Genomic DNA, 18908 nt, shown 5'->3' on the forward strand with positions numbered 1-18908 from the left:
ATTGGGAGCCCGCCGTGGAAGCATGGTTGATTATTTCGAATGCCCAGACGTTCGGCCTTGCAAACTCCATGAGGTTGCTGACCAATGATGTGAAGATCGATCACGTCGATGTCTGGACGCTTCGGGCAAGTCTGGACCATTTCGTCCAAACTATTCCCACATATGACAGGATCGTGATCCATCCCCAGATCGAGCATGGATATTATGATTTCTCCTCGGTGGAAAAGCTGAGCCGAATTCCGTCCATACAATTTGATGCCTATCATCCGGACATCTGTTTTGTCGGCGCGCGAGGACAGCTCATCAACGGTCCAATGGGCGCTTATCACTCCATGATTGTGCTGGCCGGCTTTCGGGCGGGATTGACCGCCGAGAGAACGCGAGCCTTGTTTCGGCGCGATGTCTTCGAGCGAAGCGGATTCTTTTCACGCTGGGAGAGCGAGCGAAAGAAGCTGCTGGAAAGCTTTGCCGCGCACGGGCTGGATATATCGGAGTCCTTCAGAGCCTGGTCGCGGCGCGAGAGCTTCATGTATGGCATAGATCATTCCAAGGCTCGCCCGATCCGCGATATCGCGCACGTCTTCCTGCGGCAGTGCGGCATCGAAACAAACCAGACCGATCTCGTGCCCGCTGACGTCATCATGGCTGGATGTTGTTTTCCGGTCTATCCTGAGGTGGCTGAGGTTTTGGGAGTCGAGGGCTCCTATATGTTCAAGCCGCATCACGACTACAGGCTCATTTCCCTGGAGAAATTTATCGAGCTGAGCTTTGCCTTGTATGCGAAATATTCCCCTGAGGAGATCCTGCCGGGTCCTCTTTTCGCTGAGCGCTATGATCGCGTCAGATCCGTTGTGGCGGAAGAAAATCTACAGTGATTTCAACGTACCGGCTTGGTGCCCTCGTCGTGATCCGCTCTCAGCGGCAGTTCCGGCAGGAACAATAGGGCGATCAGCGCCAGTGCCACGATGACGGTTCCGGTGGCGAAGGTCATGGCGATAGCGTGGCGGTAGAGCGCGATCGCCGCTGCATGGGCGTCCGGCGATGCGGTGGCGAGTTGCTTCAGGCCGCTTTCGGTCAGTGACGATATGTCCAGGCTGCCGGAGGCGCCGGTCGCCTGGTGCACGCGATAGGCCAGGATGGCGCCGGAGCCGGTGACGCCGATCAGGCCACCGAGCGAGCGGAAGAAGGCAAGCGTCGCCGTGCCGACACCGCGATGGGCCAGCGGCAGGGCATTCTGTACCGCGATCGTCATCGTCGGCATCACCAGCCCAAGCCCCAGGCCGAGCGCAAAGATCGAGGGTTCTATAATGGCAAATCCCTGGCTTTCGGCGGCGGCCCAGGCAAGCACGGCGAAGGCCACGGTTGCAAGGCCGAGGCCTGAAAGCTGGGCCGGCTTGTAGCGGCCGGAGCGCTGCAGCAGCACGCGCCCGTTAAACATCGAGGAGATGACGAAGCCGACCATCAGCGGTCCGGTCAGAAGGCCGGATTGCGAGGGACTTGCGCCCATCACCATCTGGAAGAACAGCGGAAAGAACAGGCTTGCCCCGAGCATGCCCATGAAGGTCAAGGCCAGCACGATGCAGGCGACGACGAACAGGCGGTTGCGAAAGAGATCGGGTGGCAGCACCGGCTCCGGTTCGTGGCGAATATGGAAGACGAAGAAGACACTGAGGATGAGAGAGGCGGCCGACAGGCCGATGATCTCCGGTGAATTCCAGGCCCATTCGTTGCCGCCAAGCGCAAGGACCAGCAAGAAACCGGTGGTGCAGGCGGTCAGCAGGGCCGCGCCGAGATAGTCGATGCGACGGCTGCGCGCCTGATGCGGCCGCTTCATCGCGCGGCCGATCATGACGAGGGCGACCGCGCCGATCGGCAGGTTGACGTAGAAAATCCAGTGCCAGGAGAGCAGATCGGTGATGACGCCACCGACGACCGGGCCGATGACGCTGCAGACGGCGAAGACGGCAGCGATCGAGCCCTGGTTGCGGCCGCGCCTGGCCGGCGGCACCAGGTCGCCGATGATGATCTGCGCGAGCGGCATCAGTCCACCGGCGCCAATTCCCTGAATGGCGCGGAAGATAATGAGTTGGGGCAGCGTCTGCGCCATGCCACTCAAGACGGAACCGAGAAGGAAGATCAGGATCGCCGTATAGATCATCGGCTTGCGGCCATATTGATCGCTGAGCTTGCCGTAGAGCGGCATGGTGCTGGTCGAGGCCAGCACATAGGCGCTGACCACCCAGGACAGATGCGTCACGCCGCCGAGATCGCTGACGATGCGCGGCAGGGCAGTCGCGACAATGCTCTGGTCGATGGCGGCGAGGCCGAGAACGATCATCAGGCCGCGGATGACGGCGCGGATTTCACGGCGGTCGGGCGCATCGTTTCCGGTTGGCTGCGGTTGTGGAGCGGCTTGCTGACTCTGGATGGTCATTGTCCGATCTCTCCGAGTGGGCCGATGGCGGCGCGAATTGCGGCGCGCGCGTCGGGTGATAATTTGGCGAGTTCGAAGGCGAGCCAGTCGGTTCGCTTCTGCTTCATGGCATGAATGATGCCTCGTCCCTTGTCGGTGGCGATCAGGCCGTTGCGCCGCCGGTCTTGCGGATCGGGCGCGGCGCGGGCGACGAGGCCTTCGCGTTCCATGGCCTTGATGTGCCCCGATATCGTCGGTCCACGCAGCTTTTCCAGCCGGGCCAGCTCGGCGACGCCGATGCCTGGTTGCCGGACGATAGCGACGAGGAGAAGCGCTTGCAGCGGTGAGATGCCGGGGTCGTCGGTCTCACGCCGCAGTTGCCGGTGAAGGCGATGTAGGGCCGGGCGCAGCGCTTCGGCGAGCGCCATTGCCTCTTCGATATCGTCGGCGTGTCCGGCTTCATGCATGCGTTCATATCTCATATGATAGGTAGGCTTCCTATCTATATAGATATTACGCTGTTCAAGTTTGCGCAAGCGATCGAATCCGCGGGAACCTTTTTCAATCATTGCGCGTTTTCTGATGTCGTTGGGACTTGAGAGGAGAATGACCGTGAGGAGACTGTTGTCGGCGGTGTCAGCCACCGCCTTGAGTGTTTTGCTTGCCGTTTCGTCCATCAATCCGGCCACTGCGGGGCCAATCCAACCCCTGCCGCAGCCATTGGCATTGCAGACGAACGGGGCTTTGCAGACGACCGGCCAGGCCAATGGCGTGACCGAAGTGCAATATCGTCATCACCGACCGCACTATCGTCCGCATTACCGTCCGTACTATCGCCCTGGCTATCATCATCGCCCGGGCTATTGGCAGGGCCATCGCGGCTATCGTTACGGACGCCCAGGCTATCGCCGGCATCATGATGGCTGGTGGTATCCGATGGCCGCCTTCACCGCGGGCGCGATCGTCGGTGGTGCCGTGGCCCGCCCATCGCATGGGACTGGGCACGCTCGCTGGTGCGCCAACCGGTATCGGTCGTATCGCGCCTCCGACAACACCTATCAGCCGAGCAATGGTCCGCGCCGGCAGTGCGTCGTGCGGTGATTTGGCATAGAAAACCCTCTCCCCGTTTTGCGGGGAGAGGGGCGAGTATCACGCTATAGCCGGCGCCGGCATCCTCAATCCCGTCAACTGCTCCGATACCTCCCAGAGCCGCCGCCATATGGCTTTGTTTCGGGCGGAGGGCGCGATCTTGGCACGCACGGGCGGGCCTTTCAGCTCGTAGAAACCATCAGGACCATACATGACGCCGCCCTCGGCAATAGGCGAGGTGGCGGCGAACAACGTTGGCAAGGCGCCGCCCGCCGCCGAATGCGAGAGGATCGGCTCTATTGCCTTGCTAAGCAGCTCAAGCAAGCCCGGCCTGTTCCGGCCCATGCGTGGGCCAGTGCTTTGCAGGCCAGTGATCGCGAAACCGGGGTGGGCTGCTGTGCTCGTGAGGTTCCAGCCCTCGGCGCGGGCGATCCGGTCGAGTTCGAGGCTGAACATCAGCGTCGCCAGCTTCGACTGGCAATAGGCGCGCCATGCGCCGTAGCTCTCTTCCCATTGCAGATCGTCAAAATTGATCTTGCCGCTGCGGTGCGCCAGGCTGCTGACGGTGACGACGCGCGGGCTCCTGGTGGCAAGGACATTGGGCAGCAGCCGCATGTTCAGGGCGAAGTGACCGATATAATTCGCACCCATCTGCGTCTCAAAGCCATCCTCCGTCTCATGCCGGTCCGGAATGGCCATGACGCCGGCATTGTTGATGAGCAGGTCGATCCTTGGCGCGGAAGCGGCGATGCGCGTGGCGGCGCGGGCGACGGAAACGAGGCTGGCGAGATCGAGTGGTTCGAAGGTTACGTCGGCGCCGGGTGTCGCGGCACGGATTTCGGCCAGCACTTCAGCACCTTTTCTCTCATTACGCGACGCGATGATCACCCTGGCGCCGGCGGCCGCCAGTGCCTTTGCGGCTTCATAGCCAATGCCGCTGGTGGCGCCGGTGATGACAGCGATGCGGCCGGTCTGCGAGGGAATGTCTTTCACGGTCCAGTCGGGCATTGCGGGTCTCCAGGGTAAGAGTTTTGTTAATTTCTGTACTGGATTAATTATTGCACTAAACGCAAAAATACAATAGTTAAAAAAATGCATTGATTATGAGGCGCTGTTGTGATTTGCATGCCGCAGATCTCGGCGGCGTCATTGACTGCCGTGCCTTCGAATTGCCACGCTGCTCGTGGCGTGATTACGCCACAATTGGTATTCCTCGCCGCAGATGGGACTAACGGAATGACGACAAAGACGACACGCTCCGATTTCGTGCAGTTCTTCCGCTCGTGGGTAAGCGACCCCATGCGCGTGGCGGCGATCGCGCCGTCCGGCGAACGGCTGGCGCGGCTGATGACGCAGGAGATCGAGCCGCTCAACGGTCCGGTCCTCGAACTCGGTCCGGGCACTGGCGTCTTCACGCGCGCATTGCTTGCGCGCGGCGTCGCCGAATGCGATTTGACCCTGGTCGAGTTCGGGGAGGAATTCGTCGTTCCGTTGCGGGGCCGTTTTCCTGATGCGCGCGTCGTGCAGATGGATGCGGCGCAGCTCGCCCAGTGCGGCTTGTTCGCCAACACGCCATTCGGCGCGGTTGTCAGCGGTTTGCCGCTGCTTTCCATGTCTCCGGAGAAGATCACCGCGATCGTCGGCGGTGCTTTCGCGACGATGAAGCCCGGCGGCTCCTTCTATCAGTTCACCTACGGTCCGCGCTGTCCGGTGGCGCGATCGATCCTCAATCGCCTCGGCCTGAAGGCGACACGCGTCGGCGGCACGGTGCGCAATATTCCGCCAGCGGGCGTCTATCGGATATCGCGTGGAAAACCGTTGGAGCTCTCTATCGATGGTTCCGAATATCGCAGCACGCATGATAATGCCGGCATCGCCGTCTATGCGGCTGATACCAGCGCGGCCGACGTGGGGCAGCCGGAAGCGGGCGCATAACGGGGGACTTCATGGCGGATGTTCAGGAGATCGATGGTGCGGTGAAGGAAGGCCGGCGCGAACGCAAGCGTCGCCAGACGCGGGAGCGCATCGAGGCAGCGGCGCGGGCCCTGTTTCTCGAACGTGGCTTCGACGGCACGACGATCGAGGATATCACCGAGGCGGCCGATGTCTCCAAGCGCAGCTTTTTTGATTATTTTCCAAGCAAGGAAGAGGTGGTCTTCGCCTGGCAGGATAAATTCGCCGACGAACTGGCGGATGCCGTCGCCGCACAGCCCAAGGGTGCGTCGATTGTCGCGGTGATCGAAGGTGCTCTGAGCTCGCTGGTGCTGATCGCCTCATCCGATCCGCAACGCCTTGCCATTGGTGCCCTGATTCGCGACACGCCGGTCCTTCGTGCCCGCGACCAGTTGAAATACGCCAAGCTCGAAAAGAAATTGACGGACGCGCTCCGTGCCCGGTTCGGGGGGCGAGGAGGAACGGCTTCGCCTGGGCTTGCTGTCGGCAATTGTCGTCAGCACATTGCGCATCGGCGGCGAATGCTGGAATGAGAGGCCGCAGGAGCTGTCCTTGCAGGAATTCGCTCACCGTATGTTCGAACAGCTCTGGACCACGCTTGCCGATCTCGGAGCGCTGGTGCGCCAACGTGACCCTAATCGCTGATTTCAGATGAAGGCGCCAGCCGTTTGCGGCACAAGTTATGCTGCAGCTTATTGCATCGGAAAACCTGCCGACCCATCTTCTGTTAGGCCGCGACGCCTTTAGTCTCGTTCGCGAAAAGCTCGGCCTGCTGAAGACCGAGCTCGACGCCTGGGAACAGGTCTCGGCCTCCACGGATTTCGAATAAGCTCAACGATACTATAGGGACGAAAACCATGTCAGATTTTAACGCAGCCAAGTCCGGTCAATTCAAGATCGGCGGCGATCTCAGCGTCAATCGCCTCGGCTTCGGCGCCATGCGCATTACCGGTTACGGCATCTGGGGCGAGCCGGACGATCACGCTGAATCCATCCGTACCCTCAAGCGCCTGCCGGAACTCGGCATCGACTTCATCGACACGGCGGATTCTTACGGTCCCGATGTCTCCGAGCGTCTGATCAAGGAAGCGCTCTATCCCTACGACAAGAAGGTGGTTGTCGCCACCAAGGGCGGCCTGACGCGCACCGGTCCTGGCGAATGGATTCCCGTCGGACGTCCGGAATATCTCATCCAGCAGGCGCATAAGAGCCTGCGCAATCTAGGTCTCGAGCAGATCGACCTCTGGCAGCTTCACCGCATCGATCCCAAGGTGCCGGCGGCCGAACAGTTCGATGCCATCAAGTCGCTACTGGACGCCAAGATCATCCGCCATGCGGGCCTTAGCGAAGTGTCGGTCGCCGACATCGAGGCTGCCTCGAAGTATTTCAAGGTGGCAACGGTGCAGAACCGCTACAACCTCATCGACCGCACCAGCGAAGACGTGCTCGACTATTGCGAAAAGCATAATATCGGCTTTATTCCCTGGTTCCCGCTTGCATCCGGTGAACTTGCTAAGGAGGGCTCGCTGCTCGACACTATTGCCAAGAAGCACGGCGCGGCCCCAAGCCAGATCGCGCTTGCCTGGGTCCTGAAGCGCAGCCCGGTGATGTTGCCGATCCCCGGGACGTCGAAGGTCAAGCACCTCGAGGAGAATACGGCGGCGGTCAATATCACCCTGTCCGACGAAGAGTTCTCGGCGCTGGATGCCGAAGGCAAGAAGGCGTTCGCAGCCGCTTGAGTCGTCGGTCGTGAGGACGCGGTCACGCTTGACGACCGCGTCCCGAAATTGACGGATCACGATTATGTGAATCGCCTCTATCTGCATTTTGCGGCTGTAAAATAGGCGGCTGAATGCCGAAAATGCCCGTGATATGCGGTATTTTAGGTGTTTCCGGTAAAAGCATTGCGTTTTTTGCATTGCTGCATTGCGGAAGGGGATCTGTTCATGTTTGCTCGGCGGTTATATCTATCCCCTCGAAGGCAGCGCACTCCTCCTCCCAGCGCGCCTTCATCGATTGGCAACTCTCCTCCTCCCTGTTGCCAATCCGGATCAAGAGCCCGACGCATCCTCCTCCCGCGTCGGGCTCTTTTTTATTTCCATGCTTTCGCAAGCGTTCCCCCAACGGTTCCGGCGACCGTTGCCTCTTTGCCGCGCTGCCATGAATTAGCGCGGCCTCACATGGGTTGGAACCGCGACGCGGCTTGCACCGCGATCCCTCATGCGTAGAGTGGCGGCCACGTTGGATTTGCAACGATGAGGTTGGGTGTGATGCAGCGTATGGAAGATGCCGGTCGATGGGGAAGGACATTCCTCCGGGCTATCGCCGTTGTCGCAGCACTCTCTCTGACGGCCTGTGGCCGTCCGGTCGGCGTCATGCAGCCCAGCGCGGAAAATGTTCCAGGCACCACCAAAGTCGAGCTGATGGTCGCCACCACCCGACTGCCGGACAAGGATCCGGCGATCCTGTTTTCCGGCGAGCGCGGTGCGGGGCTGAAGGTGGATGCGGTCAGCATCTCGATCCCGCCGGAAGCCAATCGAAAGGTTGGCCAGGTGCAGTGGCCGAGCAGGCTGCCCGGCGATCCCTTGAAGAACTTCGTCACCACCGCCGTCCAGCCACTGCCGACTGAGGCCGATGTTCACGCCTGGCTGCGCCCGCATCTGCCGAAGAGCAAGCGGGTCCTGATCTTCGTGCATGGCTTCAATAACACTTACGAGGATGCCGTTTACCGTTTCGCCCAGATCGTCCATGATTCCCATGCCGACGTCGCGCCGGTCGTTTTCACCTGGCCGTCCCGCGCCAGCATTTTCGACTACGCCTACGACAAGGAAAGCACCAACTATTCCCGCGATGCGCTGGAAGAGATGCTGCACCGCGCCGCTTCCGATCCGAGGGTCGGCGATATCACGGTCATGGCGCATTCGATGGGCACCTGGCTTGCCGTGGAAGCTCTGCGGCAGATGGCGATCCGCGACGGTCGTGTCGCGCCCAAGATCACCAACGTCATTCTGGCCTCTCCGGATCTCGACGTCGATGTCTTCGGCCAGCAATTTGCCGCCCTTGGCAAGGACAAGCCGCATTTCACCCTGTTCGTCTCGCGTGATGACCGGGCGCTGTCGCTGTCGCGCCGTATTTCCGGCAATGTCGATCGCCTCGGCCAGATCGACCCAACCGTCGAACCCTATCGCAGCGAGTTGGAAAAACAGGGCATCACCGTGCTCGATCTCACCAAGCTCAAGACCGGCGATGGGCTGAACCATGGCAAATTCGCCGAAAGCCCGGAAGTGGTGCGACTGATTGGCGACCGGCTGATCGCTGGGCAGACCATCACCGATTCCGATGTCGGCATTGGCGATGCGGTCGGCGCCGTTGCCCTCGGTGCGGCACAGACGGTCGGCAGTGCGGCAAGCGCCGCCGTCAGCGCGCCGATCGCCATTTTCGATCCGCGCACCCGCCGGAATTATGGTGAGCAGCTGCGACGTGTCGGTGCTTCCGCCGGCAATACTGTCGGCTCCGTCGGCGATAGCTTGCAGACGACAGGCAGCAATGTCGGCTCGGCGATTGGCCAATAGGTCCCACCCGACACGCCTTCCAAAAACATCGTAGCCGTCTTCCTCGATCTGATATATCACAGAGTCGTGCAATATAGCGCATCGCGGCGCTCGGCGGACGGACTCAGGAATGGACGAAAACAAGCGTACGGTTATCGTTGTCGGCGCCGGTATCATCGGCGCGGCCATCGCCTTCGAATTGCAACGGCGCGGCCGGCAGGTGACGCTTGTCGACAAGGACGAACCGGGCGAGGGCGCCTCCTTTGGCAATATGGCGAGCATCGCGCTCGATTTCGCCGCCGGTTCCGGCCCGTCCACCTGGGCAAAAATTCCCCGCTGGCTGCTGGACCCGGAAGGCCCGGTCTGGCTGAGACCTTCCTACGCGCCGAAAATGCTGCCCTGGTTCCTGCGCTTCATTGCCGCCGGTCGTCCGTCGCGATTGAGAGAGATCGAGGATGCCGGCATGAGCCTGTCGCGCTATGCTCTCGGTGATTTCAGAACAATGCTCGATGCCCTCGGCGTGCAGGAACTGATGACGGAGGAAGGGTGCCTCGCCATCTACGAGACCGAATCCGAATTCGCCGGTGATCGTGCCCATATCGAGCTGATGCGGCGTTACGGCCTGGAGCACAAAATTCTCTCGGGTACGGAAATCCGCGACCATGAACCGGCGCTTTCTCCGAAAATTGCCAAGGCAGTGCTGCTGCCGGATAACAAGTCGATCCGCAATCCCTATCAGCTCGTCCTCAAGCTGGTGGAGGCTGCAAAAGCCCTCGGCGCCACCTTTGCCTCCGGTTCGGTCCGAACCGTCGAGCGGCAGGCGAAGGGCGTGGTGACCGTGCTTCTCGAAGACGGGCGGCGGCTGGAGGCCAATGATGTGGTGCTTGCCGCCGGTGTCCGCACGCGGTTCATTGCCTCGGCGCTGGGCGAGCCGATCCCGCTCGAGACCGAGCGCGGTTATCACACGCAGATCATGAAGCCCGGCATCGACATGCGCTATTCGATCATCTGGCCGCATCGCGCCTTCATGGTGACGCCGACGGCCGGCGGCATCCGCGTCGGCGGCAATGTCGAGCTGGCCGGCCTCGATGCGCCCCCGGATTTTCGCCGCCCGCGCATTCTCGTTCGTCATGCCCAGCGGGTGCTGCCCGGCTTGCAGGTGGGGGACGCCAAGGACTGGATGGGCCATCGCCCGGCGCTGCCCGACACGATCCCGATCATCTCACCGTCATCTCGCATTTCCGGCGTCTGGTACGCTACTGGCCACGGCCATCTCGGGCTCACCTTTTCGGCGACGACAGCGCGGTTGATGGCCGATATGATGACCGGCATCACACCGGAGGTCGACATGACCCCGTTCCGCATCAATCGCTACTAGGAGGAAACAAATGTCCGAGACCGAAAAACCTGTCGCGCTGATCACCGGCGGTGGCCGTGGAATGGGTGAGGCAATCGCTCGCGAACTGGCCGCCAGCGGCTATCGCCTGGCGCTGATGTCGCCTTCCGAAAGCTGTGAGAAATTGGCGGCTGAACTTGGTGGCGTCGCCTCGCGCGGTGTGGCTGAAAAGGCCGAGGATATCCAGGCAATCTTCGACCTGACGATGAAGAGCTATGGCCGCGTCGACGCCGTGGTCAACCATACCGGCCATCCGCCGAAAGGCGATCTGCTCGATATAACCGACGAGAGCTGGACGCTCGGCTCCGACATGATGATCCTGTCGCTGGTGCGCATGGCGCGGCTGGTGACGCCGGTCATGCAGAAGCAGGGCAAGGGCGCCTTCGTCAACATCACCACTTTCGCGGCCTACGAACCGTCGCTGGTCTTCCCGGTCTCCTGCACCTATCGCGCGGCCGCCGGCGCCTTCACCAAGCTCTACTCGGATCGTTACGCGGCCGACAATATTCGGATGAACTGCATCCTGCCCGGCTATATAGACAGCCTGAACCATAAGCCGGAAACCGCCGACAAGGTGCCGATGAAGCGCATCGGCCTGATGAGCGAGATCGCCAAGACGGCGGCCTTCCTGCTCTCCGACGGCGCCGGCTACATCACCGGCCAGAATATTCGCGTCGATGGCGGCGTCACCCGTCACGTCTGATTGGAGTTATCGAGATGAGATGGAAGCGCACGATCCAGTTGCTGGATGTCCATTGCGAGGGTGAAATCGGCAGGGTCGCGATCGGCGGCGTGCCGAAGATCCCCGGCAATACGATCGCCGAGCAATTGCATTGGCTGAACACCGACCCGAAGGGCGAAGAGCTGCGCCGTTTTCTGGTGCTGGAGCCGCGCGGTGCGCCGATCGGTTCGGTCAACCTGCTGCTGCCGGCCAGGCATCCCGACGCCGATGCCGCCTTCATCATCCTGCAGCCGGATCAGGCGCATGCGAGTTCCGGCTCCAATTCCATCTGCGTGACCACGGCACTGCTCGAATCCGGCATCGTCGAGATGAAGGAGCCGGAAACGGTGGTGACGCTCGAAACCGCCGCCGGGCTGGTCAGGGCAACCGCCACCTGCCGCGACGGCCGTTGCGAGAAGGTCCGCCTCACCATGGTGCCGTCCTTCGTGCATGAGCTGGATGTCGAGATCGACACGCCGCAATGGGGCAGGATCAAGCTTGATCTCTGCTATGGCGGCATTTTCTATGCGCTGGTCGATGTTGGCCAGATCGGCCTGACGATCGAAAAGGCCAAGGCCGCATCGCTGGTCCAGGCGGGCATGGTGCTCAAGGAGTTGATCAACCGCACGGTCCCGGTCGTCCATCCGGAAATTCCGGCAATCTCCGGCGTCGCCTATGTGATGTTCCGGGACATCGATGCCGACGGCGCGATCCGTACCTGCACGACCATGTGGCCCGGCCGCGCCGACCGCTCACCCTGCGGTACCGGCAATTCCGCCAATCTGGCGACGCTGCATGCCTGCGGCAAGGCTAAGGTCGGCGATGTCTTCAAGTCCCGCTCGATCATCGGTTCGGAATTCGAAGTCGGCCTGCAGGCGGAGACTGAAGTGGCCGGCAAGCCCGCTATCATCCCCACCATTACGGGCCGTGGCTTCACCTTCGGCCTGAGCCAGGTGGCGCTCGATCCGTTCGATCCGATGGCGAATGGTTTTGCGATGACGGACGTGTGGGGGCCGTTGGCGGGGGAGATCTAAACACTATCCCGGATAGATCACGCCCTTGCGCAAAATGATGTTCCCATAGAGCCGTGGCTCGCTGGTCTGCACCAGCGCATGCGTCTGCTTCACCCGCTCGTAGAATTCCGCCGGCAGCAGCGGCACGACCTTGATGTCGGGGACATGTCGAGCGCAGACCTCGATCATCTCCGCGTGCACGGGATCGACCACGTCGCGGTCCTGTTTCACCGTTGCGCGGAAAATCGCCTGCGGTACGAAATCGTCGATCGGCAGGACGCTGAGTATGGCGTCGAGCACCCGCACGACGCCATGGCCGTCGAGGCGGATGAGGCGGCGGGCGTGTTCGAGGCCCGGATAATTGCCGTCAACGAGGGCGATTTCGTCGCCATGGCCCATGGCGCGCAGCGTCGCCAACAGCTCGGGGCTCAACAGCGGGTCAATGCCCTTCAGCATGCTCTATCTCCTTGAAGAGGATGTTTTGGTCGATGAGGTAGCGCGCAAAGATAGGCAAGCTGGCGCCGCCGATGGCGCGCGCCTGCGGACCGACCGCGCCTTCGATGATTTCGGGCATGACGACGCCCTGCAGGTCGAGTTCGGCGACCGCCTTGATGGTGGCGCGTACGATCCGTTCGCGCACCCAGTCGGGAAAGCCGCCATCGATGACGGCGGCGCTGAAATCGATGACCGAGGCGGCCGCAACGATCGCCTGTGCCAGCGCCCTGGCTGTTTCCTGGATCCAGATCTCCAGCGGTTCGCCGAAATCGATCCAGTTGTCCGCCGAATACCAGAGCGGCTGCGGATCGAAACCGTGATCCCGCAGCAGGTTTTCGAGCACGAAGATCGAGGCAATTTCGAGCAGCTGCTGGGTTTCTCCATTGCGTCCGCGTACCGGCAGGGGGCCGAGAGCGCCGGCGGTTCCTGTCCGCCCGACGAAGATCGAAGAGTTCAGAACGATACCGCCGCCGAGGAAGGAGCCGATGAAGAAATAGACGAAATCCGGATAATGCGGGCCGACGCCGAAGACCAGTTCCGCGCCGCAGGCGCTGGTGGCGTCGTTCTGCAAATAGACGGGGTAGGGCACGCGGGTGGCGATTTCCGCCTGCAGGTCGACGCCGCGCCAGACGTCCATCGCGCCATCGGGCGCGCCGACCTCCTCCGCCCAGTTCCAGAGTTCGAACGGCGCGGCGATGCCAAGCCCGGCAAGCCGGAGGCGCTCTTCTTTGCTGAGGCGCGCTTCCAGTTCCTGAATACCTGACGTGACGAAGGACAGGATGTCCTGCGGCAGTGGATAGGGATAGATCTGATGAAGCTGCATCCGGATTTGCCCGACAAAATCCATCAGCACGAGGTCGGCGCTGCGCCGCCCGATCTTGACGCCAAAGGAGAGCACAGCATCCGGATTGAGCCGCATTGGAATCGAAGGTTGCCCGACGCGGCCGCGCACCGGTTCGCCGCGCGATAGCAGTCCGTCCTTCTCCAGCGCCCGCATGATGACGGAGACGGTCTGCGCCGACAGGCCGCTGCGCCGAGCGATGTCGGCTTTCGACAGCGCGCCGTGACGACGCACGAGCGACAGCACCAGCCGTTCGTTGTGCGCACGTACCCGAACCTGATTCGCACCCCCGCTGGGGTCGAGAATCAAAGGCGATGTCGGCGTTTCCTCATGGTCTTGCAGGGGAGACATTGGCCCGCTCCTTCCATCATGGCCATGCCCTATTTTTTTAGCAAAATGCCACATCCGATTAATAATTCAATCGGATTTATTTATTGACAGGGCGAAATCTTTAGGGTCAGATATATCCCGTCGAGGATGTGCGCATGACCTTGGAGGCGGTCCAGCGGGAAAAAATCTAAACGGACATGGCACGTCTTGAACCCGGACTCGAGTGTGAGCCGGAGCGGCCGGGAGACCCCGGTTTTCAAATCTTGGGAGGATTGAATGAAGAAATCTGTTATTTCCGCAGCACTCGCCGCTCTGGCGATCGGCGTCGCTTTTGCCGCGCCGGCCAAGGCTGCCGATGTTTCCGCCTGCCTGATCACCAAAACCGACACTAATCCCTTCTTCGTCAAGATGAAGGAAGGTGCGACAGCCAAGGCCAAGGAACTCGGCGTGACGCTGAAGTCCTACGCCGGCAAGATCGATGGTGACAGCGAAAGCCAGGTTGCTGCGATTGAAAGCTGCATCGCCAGCGGTGCCAAGGGTATCCTGATCACTGCTTCCGACACCAAGGGCATTGTTTCTTCGGTCAAGAAGGCACGCGATGCCGGCCTGCTGGTCATCGCGCTCGACACGCCGCTGGAACCGGCTGACGCCGCTGACGCGACCTTTGCCACCGACAACCTTCTCGCCGGCAAGCTGATCGGCGAATGGGCCAACAAGACGCTCGGCGCCAAGGCCAAGGACGCCAAGATCGGCTTCCTCGACCTGACGCCGTCGCAGCCTTCCGTCGACGTGCTGCGCGACCAGGGCTTCATGATCGGCTTCGGCATCGACCCGAAGGACCCGAACAAGATCGGTGACGAAACCGATCCGCGCATCGTCGGCCATGACGTTACCAACGGCAACGAGGAAGGTGGCCGCAAGGCCATGGAAAACCTCCTGCAGAAGGATTCGAGCATCAACGTCATTCATACGATCAACGAACCGGCTGCTGTCGGCGCCTATCAGGCTCTGAAGGCTGTCGGCTTGGAAAAGCAGGTTCTGATCGTGTCGGTTGACGGCGGTTGCCCGGGTGTCAAGTCCGTCAAGGAAGGCGTGATCGGCGCTACCTCGCAGCAGTATCCGCTGATGATGGCAGCCCTCGGCGTAGAGGCGATCAAGAAGTTCGCCGATACCGGCGAAAAGCCGAAGCCGACCGAAGGCAAGTCCTTCTTCGACACCGGCGTTTCGCTGGTGACGGACAAGCCGGTTTCCGGCCTGAAGTCGATCGACACCAAGGAAGGCACTGCGAAGTGCTGGGGCTAAGCCTTATCCTGATTTTGGCATGATCCAATCCGAGAGCCGCTTCACACGTTTCGCTGAAGCGGTTTTTCGGCTCGCGACCATGCTTTCCTGATATCAACGCCGGCCGGGCTCCAGCTCGGCCGGTTTCAACAGCCGGCGGTTTCCGCGTACAGATCGGCGCGGCAGCGGAGGAACAAAATGCCCGGAGCACAGGAATTCGAAGAGGTTCTCGACGATAGCGACAAGAATGTCGCCTCGTTCGATCAACAGAATGTCTCTCTTCTCAAGCGCATGCAGCATTTCTTGCATTCGACGCCGGCAGCCGTACCGCTGATCGTGCTCGTGATGGCGATCGTCATCTTCGGTATCGCTATCGGCGGGAAGTTCTTCTCTGCCTATACGCTGACGCTGATCCTGCAGCAGATCGCCATCGTCGGCATTCTGGCTTCGGCGCAGACGCTGGTCATCCTGACCGCCGGCATCGATCTTTCGATCGGCGTGATCATGGTTATTTCCTCCGTCGTCATGGGCAACGTCGCTGTCACCTATGGCCTGCCGACGCCGGTTGCCATTATCGCCGGCCTGGCTGCTGGCGGCCTCTGTGGACTGCTCAACGGTTTTCTCGTCGCCAACATGAAGCTGCCGCCGTTCATCGTGACGCTCGGCACCTGGAATATCGTCATGGCGACGAATTTTATCTATTCCGCCAATGAAACAATCCGAGATACCGACATCGACGAACAGGCGCCGCTGCTGCATCTGTTCGCATACAGCTTCCGCATCGGTGGTGCGGTGTTCACCCTGGGTGTCATCGCCACGGTAATCTTGGTCCTCCTCCTCTGGTACGTCCTCAATCACACCGCCTGGGGCCGGCATGTCTATGCCGTCGGCGATGATCCGGAGGCGGCGAAGTTGGCCGGTATCCAGACCAAGAAGGTGCTGCTGGCCGTCTACGGCATTTCGGGCCTGATCGCCGGCTTGGCCGCCTGGGTCTCGATCGGCCGCAATGGCTCGGTCTCGCCCTCATCGGCTGTGACGGATTTCAATCTTCAGGCAATTACCGCGACCGTGATCGGCGGTATCTCGCTCTTCGGCGGCCGTGGGTCGATCCTCGGCACACTGTTCGGCGCGATGATCGTCGGCGTGGTTTCCATGGGCCTTAACATGCTCGGAGCCGATCCGCAGTGGAAAGTCCTTCTGACGGGTGTGCTGATCATCGGCGCCGTCGCGATCGATCAATGGATCAGAAAGGTATCGGCATGACCGTGACAGGCGAACCCCTTCTCACCGCGCGCGGCCTCGTCAAGCGCTATGGACGCGTGACTGCGCTCGATAACGCCGATTTCGATCTCTATCCCGGCGAAATCCTTGCCGTTATCGGCGACAACGGCGCCGGCAAATCATCGCTGATCAAGGCGATTTCGGGTGCCGTCATTCCCGATGAAGGCGAGATCAAGCTGGAGGGCAAAACGGTCCAGTTTCGCTCGCCAATGGAAGCGCGCGAAGCCGGCATCGAAACGGTCTATCAGAACCTGGCGCTATCGCCGGCGCTCTCGATCGCGGACAACATGTTCCTCGGCCGCGAGATCCGCAAACCCGGTGTCCTCGGCTCCGTGTTCCGCATGCTCGACCGGCCTGCGATGGAAAAACGCGCCCGAGACAAGCTCACCGAACTCGGCCTTATGACGATCCAGAACATCAACCAGGCGGTGGAAACGCTTTCCGGCGGCCAGCGTCAGGGCGTGGCGGTGGCGCGCGCTGCCGCCTTCGGTTCCAGGGTCGTCATCATGGACGAGCCAACGGCCGCACTTGGCGTCAAGGAAAGCCGCAAGGTCCTGGAACTCATCCTCGACGTGCGCTCACGCGGCTTGCCGATCGTGCTGATCTCGCACAATATGCCGCATGTTTTCGAGGTGGCGGATCGTATCCATATCCACCGTCTCGGACGCCGACTGGCTGTGATCGATCCGAAGGAATACACCATGTCCGATGCCGTCGCCTTCATGACCGGCGCCAAGGCTGCGCCATCGGAGACCGTGGCCGCATGAGCGCCACGATTGAGGACATCGCCGGCGAGATCATCGCGCGCGCCGGCGATACAAAACGGTTCCTGGTGGCCATCGCCGGCCCGCCGGGCGCCGGCAAATCGACCTTGGCTGACAATGTGGCCGAGGCGCTGAGGACCAAGGGTGAAAGCGCCGAGGTCCTGCCGATGGACGGCTTCCACATGGACAATGCCGTCCTGATTGAAAAGGGCCTGCTGAAGCGCAAGGGTGTCCCCGAAAGCTTCGACGTGCGCGCCTTTCTCGATATCGTCAAGGCGGTGCGCGCGGCCGATCAGGAAGTGCTGGTGCCGGTCTTCGACCGTTCGCGTGAACTTGCGATCGCCTCAGCCCGCATCGTCTCGCCCGATCATCGCTTCATCGTCATTGAGGGCAATTACCTGCTCCTCAGCCAGGGTAAATGGGCGGCACTGGAGGGCATGTTCGACTATTCGATCATGCTCGCGCCACCCATGGAAGTCCTGGAGCAGCGGCTCTGGGAGCGCTGGAAGGGCTATGAACTCGACGATGAGGCAGCGCGCGATAAGGTCTACGGCAACGACCTGCCCAACGGCCGCCTGATTCTGGAAAACCGTCGCCGGGCGGACGCCACCGTCGATATCGTGCAGGGCTGAGCCCCGCGATCATTTAGACATTATCGGCGATTGTTTTGCAGTGGTGGATGGTGCTATCGAAGCGCCATACCATGAGACCATCCAGAGGTTCGCGCCCATGCAAAAGCTCACCATCCGCCGCCCCGACGATTGGCACCTGCACCTGCGCGATGGCGCTATGCTGGAAGGCGTGATCGGCGATACCTCGAGGCATTTCGCCCGCGCCATCATCATGCCGAACCTGGTGCCGCCGGTTGTCACCACGGCCGATGCCACGGCCTATCGCGAGCGGATCCTGAAGGCTCTGCCGGCCGGCGACCGTTTCCAGCCGCTGATGACGCTTTACCTCACCGAACACACCAATCCCGACGATGTCGAAGAGGGCAAGAAGAGCGGGCTCATCACCGCAGTGAAGCTCTATCCGGCAGGTGCGACGACCAATTCTCACGGCGGCGTGCGCGATATCGACAAGGCGATGCCGACACTGGAGCGCATGGCGAAGATCGGCCTGCCGCTCTGCGTGCATGGTGAGGTGACGACGCCGGAGGTGGATATTTTCGACCGCGAGGCTGTCTTCATCGAAAGCGTGCTTGATCCGCTGCGCCAGCGCCTGCCGGAGCTGAAGGTCACCATGGAGCATGTGACGACCTCGGATGGTGTCGACTACATCAAGTCGGCCAACGCAAATCTCGCCGGTTCCATCACCACGCATCACCTGATCATCAACCGCAACGCCATCCTCGTCGGCGGTATCCGGCCGCATTATTATTGCCTGCCGGTCGCCAAGCGCGAAAGCCATCGCCTGGCACTGCGGGCGGCCGCGACCAGCGGCGATGCGAGGTTCTTCCTTGGTACCGATTCCGCCCCGCATGTCGATCCGCTGAAGGAATGCGGCTGTGGCTGCGCCGGTATCTACACGTCGATTAATACCATGAGTTGCCTGGCGCATGTCTTCGAACAGGACGGCGCGCAGGACAAGCTCGAGGCCTTCGCCTCGCTAAACGGTCCGGCCTGGTATGGGCTGGCGCCGAACGAGGACCGGATCACGCTCGTCCGTCGCGTGGAAACGGTGGCTTTCCCCGAAAAGATCGAAACCGGAGCAGGCACCGTTACCGTATTCGACCCGATGTTCCCGCTGCATTGGGACGTCGAGGGCTGAGCCGCCGCGA

General features: G+C 61.4%; 19 protein-coding genes and 1 pseudogene. 15 read left to right on the plus strand and 5 right to left on the minus strand.

The features are described from left to right. Positions 1 to 14 precede the first annotated feature (14 nt). Positions 15 to 875 carry a WcbI family polysaccharide biosynthesis putative acetyltransferase gene (locus tag HB780_RS28270; protein WP_183691133.1) on the plus strand — a complete coding sequence of 287 codons (861 nt, stop codon included), beginning with the start codon at positions 15 to 17 and terminating at the stop codon, positions 873 to 875. 2 nt (positions 876 to 877) lie between these two features. Here the strand turns inward: HB780_RS28270 and HB780_RS28275 are convergent, their stop codons facing one another. Then, the gene (locus HB780_RS28275) at positions 878 to 2434 is read right to left on the minus strand and encodes an MDR family MFS transporter (protein ID WP_183691135.1); all 1557 of its coding nucleotides are present in this window, start codon (positions 2432 to 2434) and stop codon (positions 878 to 880) included. Then, entirely contained in the window at positions 2431 to 2880 is a 450-nt protein-coding gene (locus HB780_RS28280; protein ID WP_183691137.1) for a MarR family winged helix-turn-helix transcriptional regulator, read from the minus strand. The genes HB780_RS28275 and HB780_RS28280 overlap by 4 nt, the downstream gene beginning before the upstream one ends. A 139-nt stretch (positions 2881 to 3019) precedes the next feature. Here HB780_RS28280 and HB780_RS28285 point away from each other — a divergent pair, with 139 nt between their 5' ends. Beyond that, complete coding sequence (locus HB780_RS28285) at positions 3020 to 3514, plus strand: BA14K family protein (RefSeq protein WP_435693895.1); 495 nt, start codon at positions 3020 to 3022, stop codon at positions 3512 to 3514. A gap of 48 nt (positions 3515 to 3562) precedes the next feature. On the opposite strand, the gene HB780_RS28290 is transcribed toward HB780_RS28285, so the two are convergent. After that, positions 3563 to 4510 carry an SDR family oxidoreductase gene (locus HB780_RS28290; protein ID WP_183691141.1) on the minus strand — a complete coding sequence of 316 codons (948 nt, stop codon included), beginning with the start codon at positions 4508 to 4510 and terminating at the stop codon, positions 3563 to 3565. 228 nt (positions 4511 to 4738) lie between these two features. On the opposite strand from HB780_RS28290, the gene HB780_RS28295 reads away from it, so the two are divergent. From HB780_RS28295 to HB780_RS28330, 8 genes and pseudogenes are all read left to right on the plus strand, one after another. After that, a complete protein-coding gene (locus HB780_RS28295) occupies positions 4739 to 5437 on the plus strand; it encodes a class I SAM-dependent methyltransferase (RefSeq protein ID WP_183691143.1) in 699 nt (232 codons plus the stop codon). An 11-nt stretch (positions 5438 to 5448) separates the two neighbouring features. Continuing rightward, positions 5449 to 6100 (plus strand): annotated as a pseudogene (locus tag HB780_RS28300) (TetR family transcriptional regulator). A gap of 37 nt (positions 6101 to 6137) precedes the next feature. Continuing rightward, a complete protein-coding gene (locus tag HB780_RS28305; RefSeq protein ID WP_286203083.1) occupies positions 6138 to 6284 on the plus strand; it encodes a hypothetical protein in 147 nt (48 codons plus the stop codon). Positions 6285 to 6312: 28 nt separating this feature from the next. Beyond that, positions 6313 to 7194, plus strand: coding sequence for an aldo/keto reductase (locus tag HB780_RS28310; RefSeq protein ID WP_183691145.1), 882 nt, complete (start codon positions 6313 to 6315; stop codon positions 7192 to 7194). A gap of 531 nt (positions 7195 to 7725) precedes the next feature. Continuing rightward, entirely contained in the window at positions 7726 to 9027 is a 1302-nt protein-coding gene (locus HB780_RS28315; RefSeq protein ID WP_435693896.1) for an alpha/beta hydrolase, read from the plus strand. Between the two features lie 109 nt (positions 9028 to 9136). Further along, positions 9137 to 10384: an NAD(P)/FAD-dependent oxidoreductase gene (locus HB780_RS28320; RefSeq protein WP_183691147.1), complete on the plus strand. Its 1248-nt coding sequence runs from the start codon at positions 9137 to 9139 to the stop codon at positions 10382 to 10384. A 10-nt stretch (positions 10385 to 10394) separates the two neighbouring features. Then, positions 10395 to 11105, plus strand: a complete 711-nt coding sequence (locus HB780_RS28325) for an SDR family oxidoreductase (protein WP_183691149.1) — start codon at positions 10395 to 10397, stop codon at positions 11103 to 11105. 14 nt (positions 11106 to 11119) lie between these two features. Beyond that, positions 11120 to 12157, plus strand: a complete 1038-nt coding sequence (locus HB780_RS28330) for a 4-hydroxyproline epimerase (protein WP_183691151.1) — start codon at positions 11120 to 11122, stop codon at positions 12155 to 12157. A gap of 3 nt (positions 12158 to 12160) precedes the next feature. Here HB780_RS28330 and HB780_RS28335 read toward each other — a convergent pair whose 3' ends face one another. After that, the gene (locus tag HB780_RS28335; RefSeq protein ID WP_183691153.1) at positions 12161 to 12592 is read right to left on the minus strand and encodes an RbsD/FucU family protein; all 432 of its coding nucleotides are present in this window, start codon (positions 12590 to 12592) and stop codon (positions 12161 to 12163) included. Further along, complete coding sequence (locus HB780_RS28340; RefSeq protein ID WP_183691155.1) at positions 12576 to 13823, minus strand: ROK family transcriptional regulator; 1248 nt, start codon at positions 13821 to 13823, stop codon at positions 12576 to 12578. Before HB780_RS28340 ends, HB780_RS28335 begins: the two co-directional genes overlap by 17 nt. A 255-nt stretch (positions 13824 to 14078) precedes the next feature. On the opposite strand from HB780_RS28340, the gene HB780_RS28345 reads away from it, so the two are divergent. The 5 genes from HB780_RS28345 to pyrC all read left to right on the plus strand — a co-directional run bounded on the left by HB780_RS28345 (position 14079) and on the right by pyrC (position 18898). Beyond that, the gene (locus HB780_RS28345; protein ID WP_183691157.1) at positions 14079 to 15104 is read left to right on the plus strand and encodes a sugar ABC transporter substrate-binding protein; all 1026 of its coding nucleotides are present in this window, start codon (positions 14079 to 14081) and stop codon (positions 15102 to 15104) included. Between the two features lie 177 nt (positions 15105 to 15281). Further along, positions 15282 to 16346: an ABC transporter permease gene (locus HB780_RS28350; RefSeq protein ID WP_183691159.1), complete on the plus strand. Its 1065-nt coding sequence runs from the start codon at positions 15282 to 15284 to the stop codon at positions 16344 to 16346. Further along, positions 16322 to 17131 (plus strand): ATP-binding cassette domain-containing protein, encoded by an 810-nt coding sequence (locus HB780_RS28355; protein WP_183691161.1) that lies wholly within the window; start codon positions 16322 to 16324, stop codon positions 17129 to 17131. Before HB780_RS28350 ends, HB780_RS28355 begins: the two co-directional genes overlap by 25 nt. Then, positions 17128 to 17760, plus strand: coding sequence for a nucleoside triphosphate hydrolase (locus tag HB780_RS28360; protein ID WP_183691163.1), 633 nt, complete (start codon positions 17128 to 17130; stop codon positions 17758 to 17760). The genes HB780_RS28355 and HB780_RS28360 overlap by 4 nt, the downstream gene beginning before the upstream one ends. Before the next feature lie 97 nt (positions 17761 to 17857). Then, positions 17858 to 18898: a dihydroorotase gene (pyrC, locus tag HB780_RS28365; RefSeq protein WP_183691165.1), complete on the plus strand. Its 1041-nt coding sequence runs from the start codon at positions 17858 to 17860 to the stop codon at positions 18896 to 18898. Positions 18899 to 18908 lie beyond the last annotated feature (10 nt).

Source organism: Rhizobium lusitanum, from assembly GCF_014189535.1.
In the GTDB taxonomy this organism is placed as follows: domain Bacteria; phylum Pseudomonadota; class Alphaproteobacteria; order Rhizobiales; family Rhizobiaceae; genus Rhizobium; species Rhizobium lusitanum_C.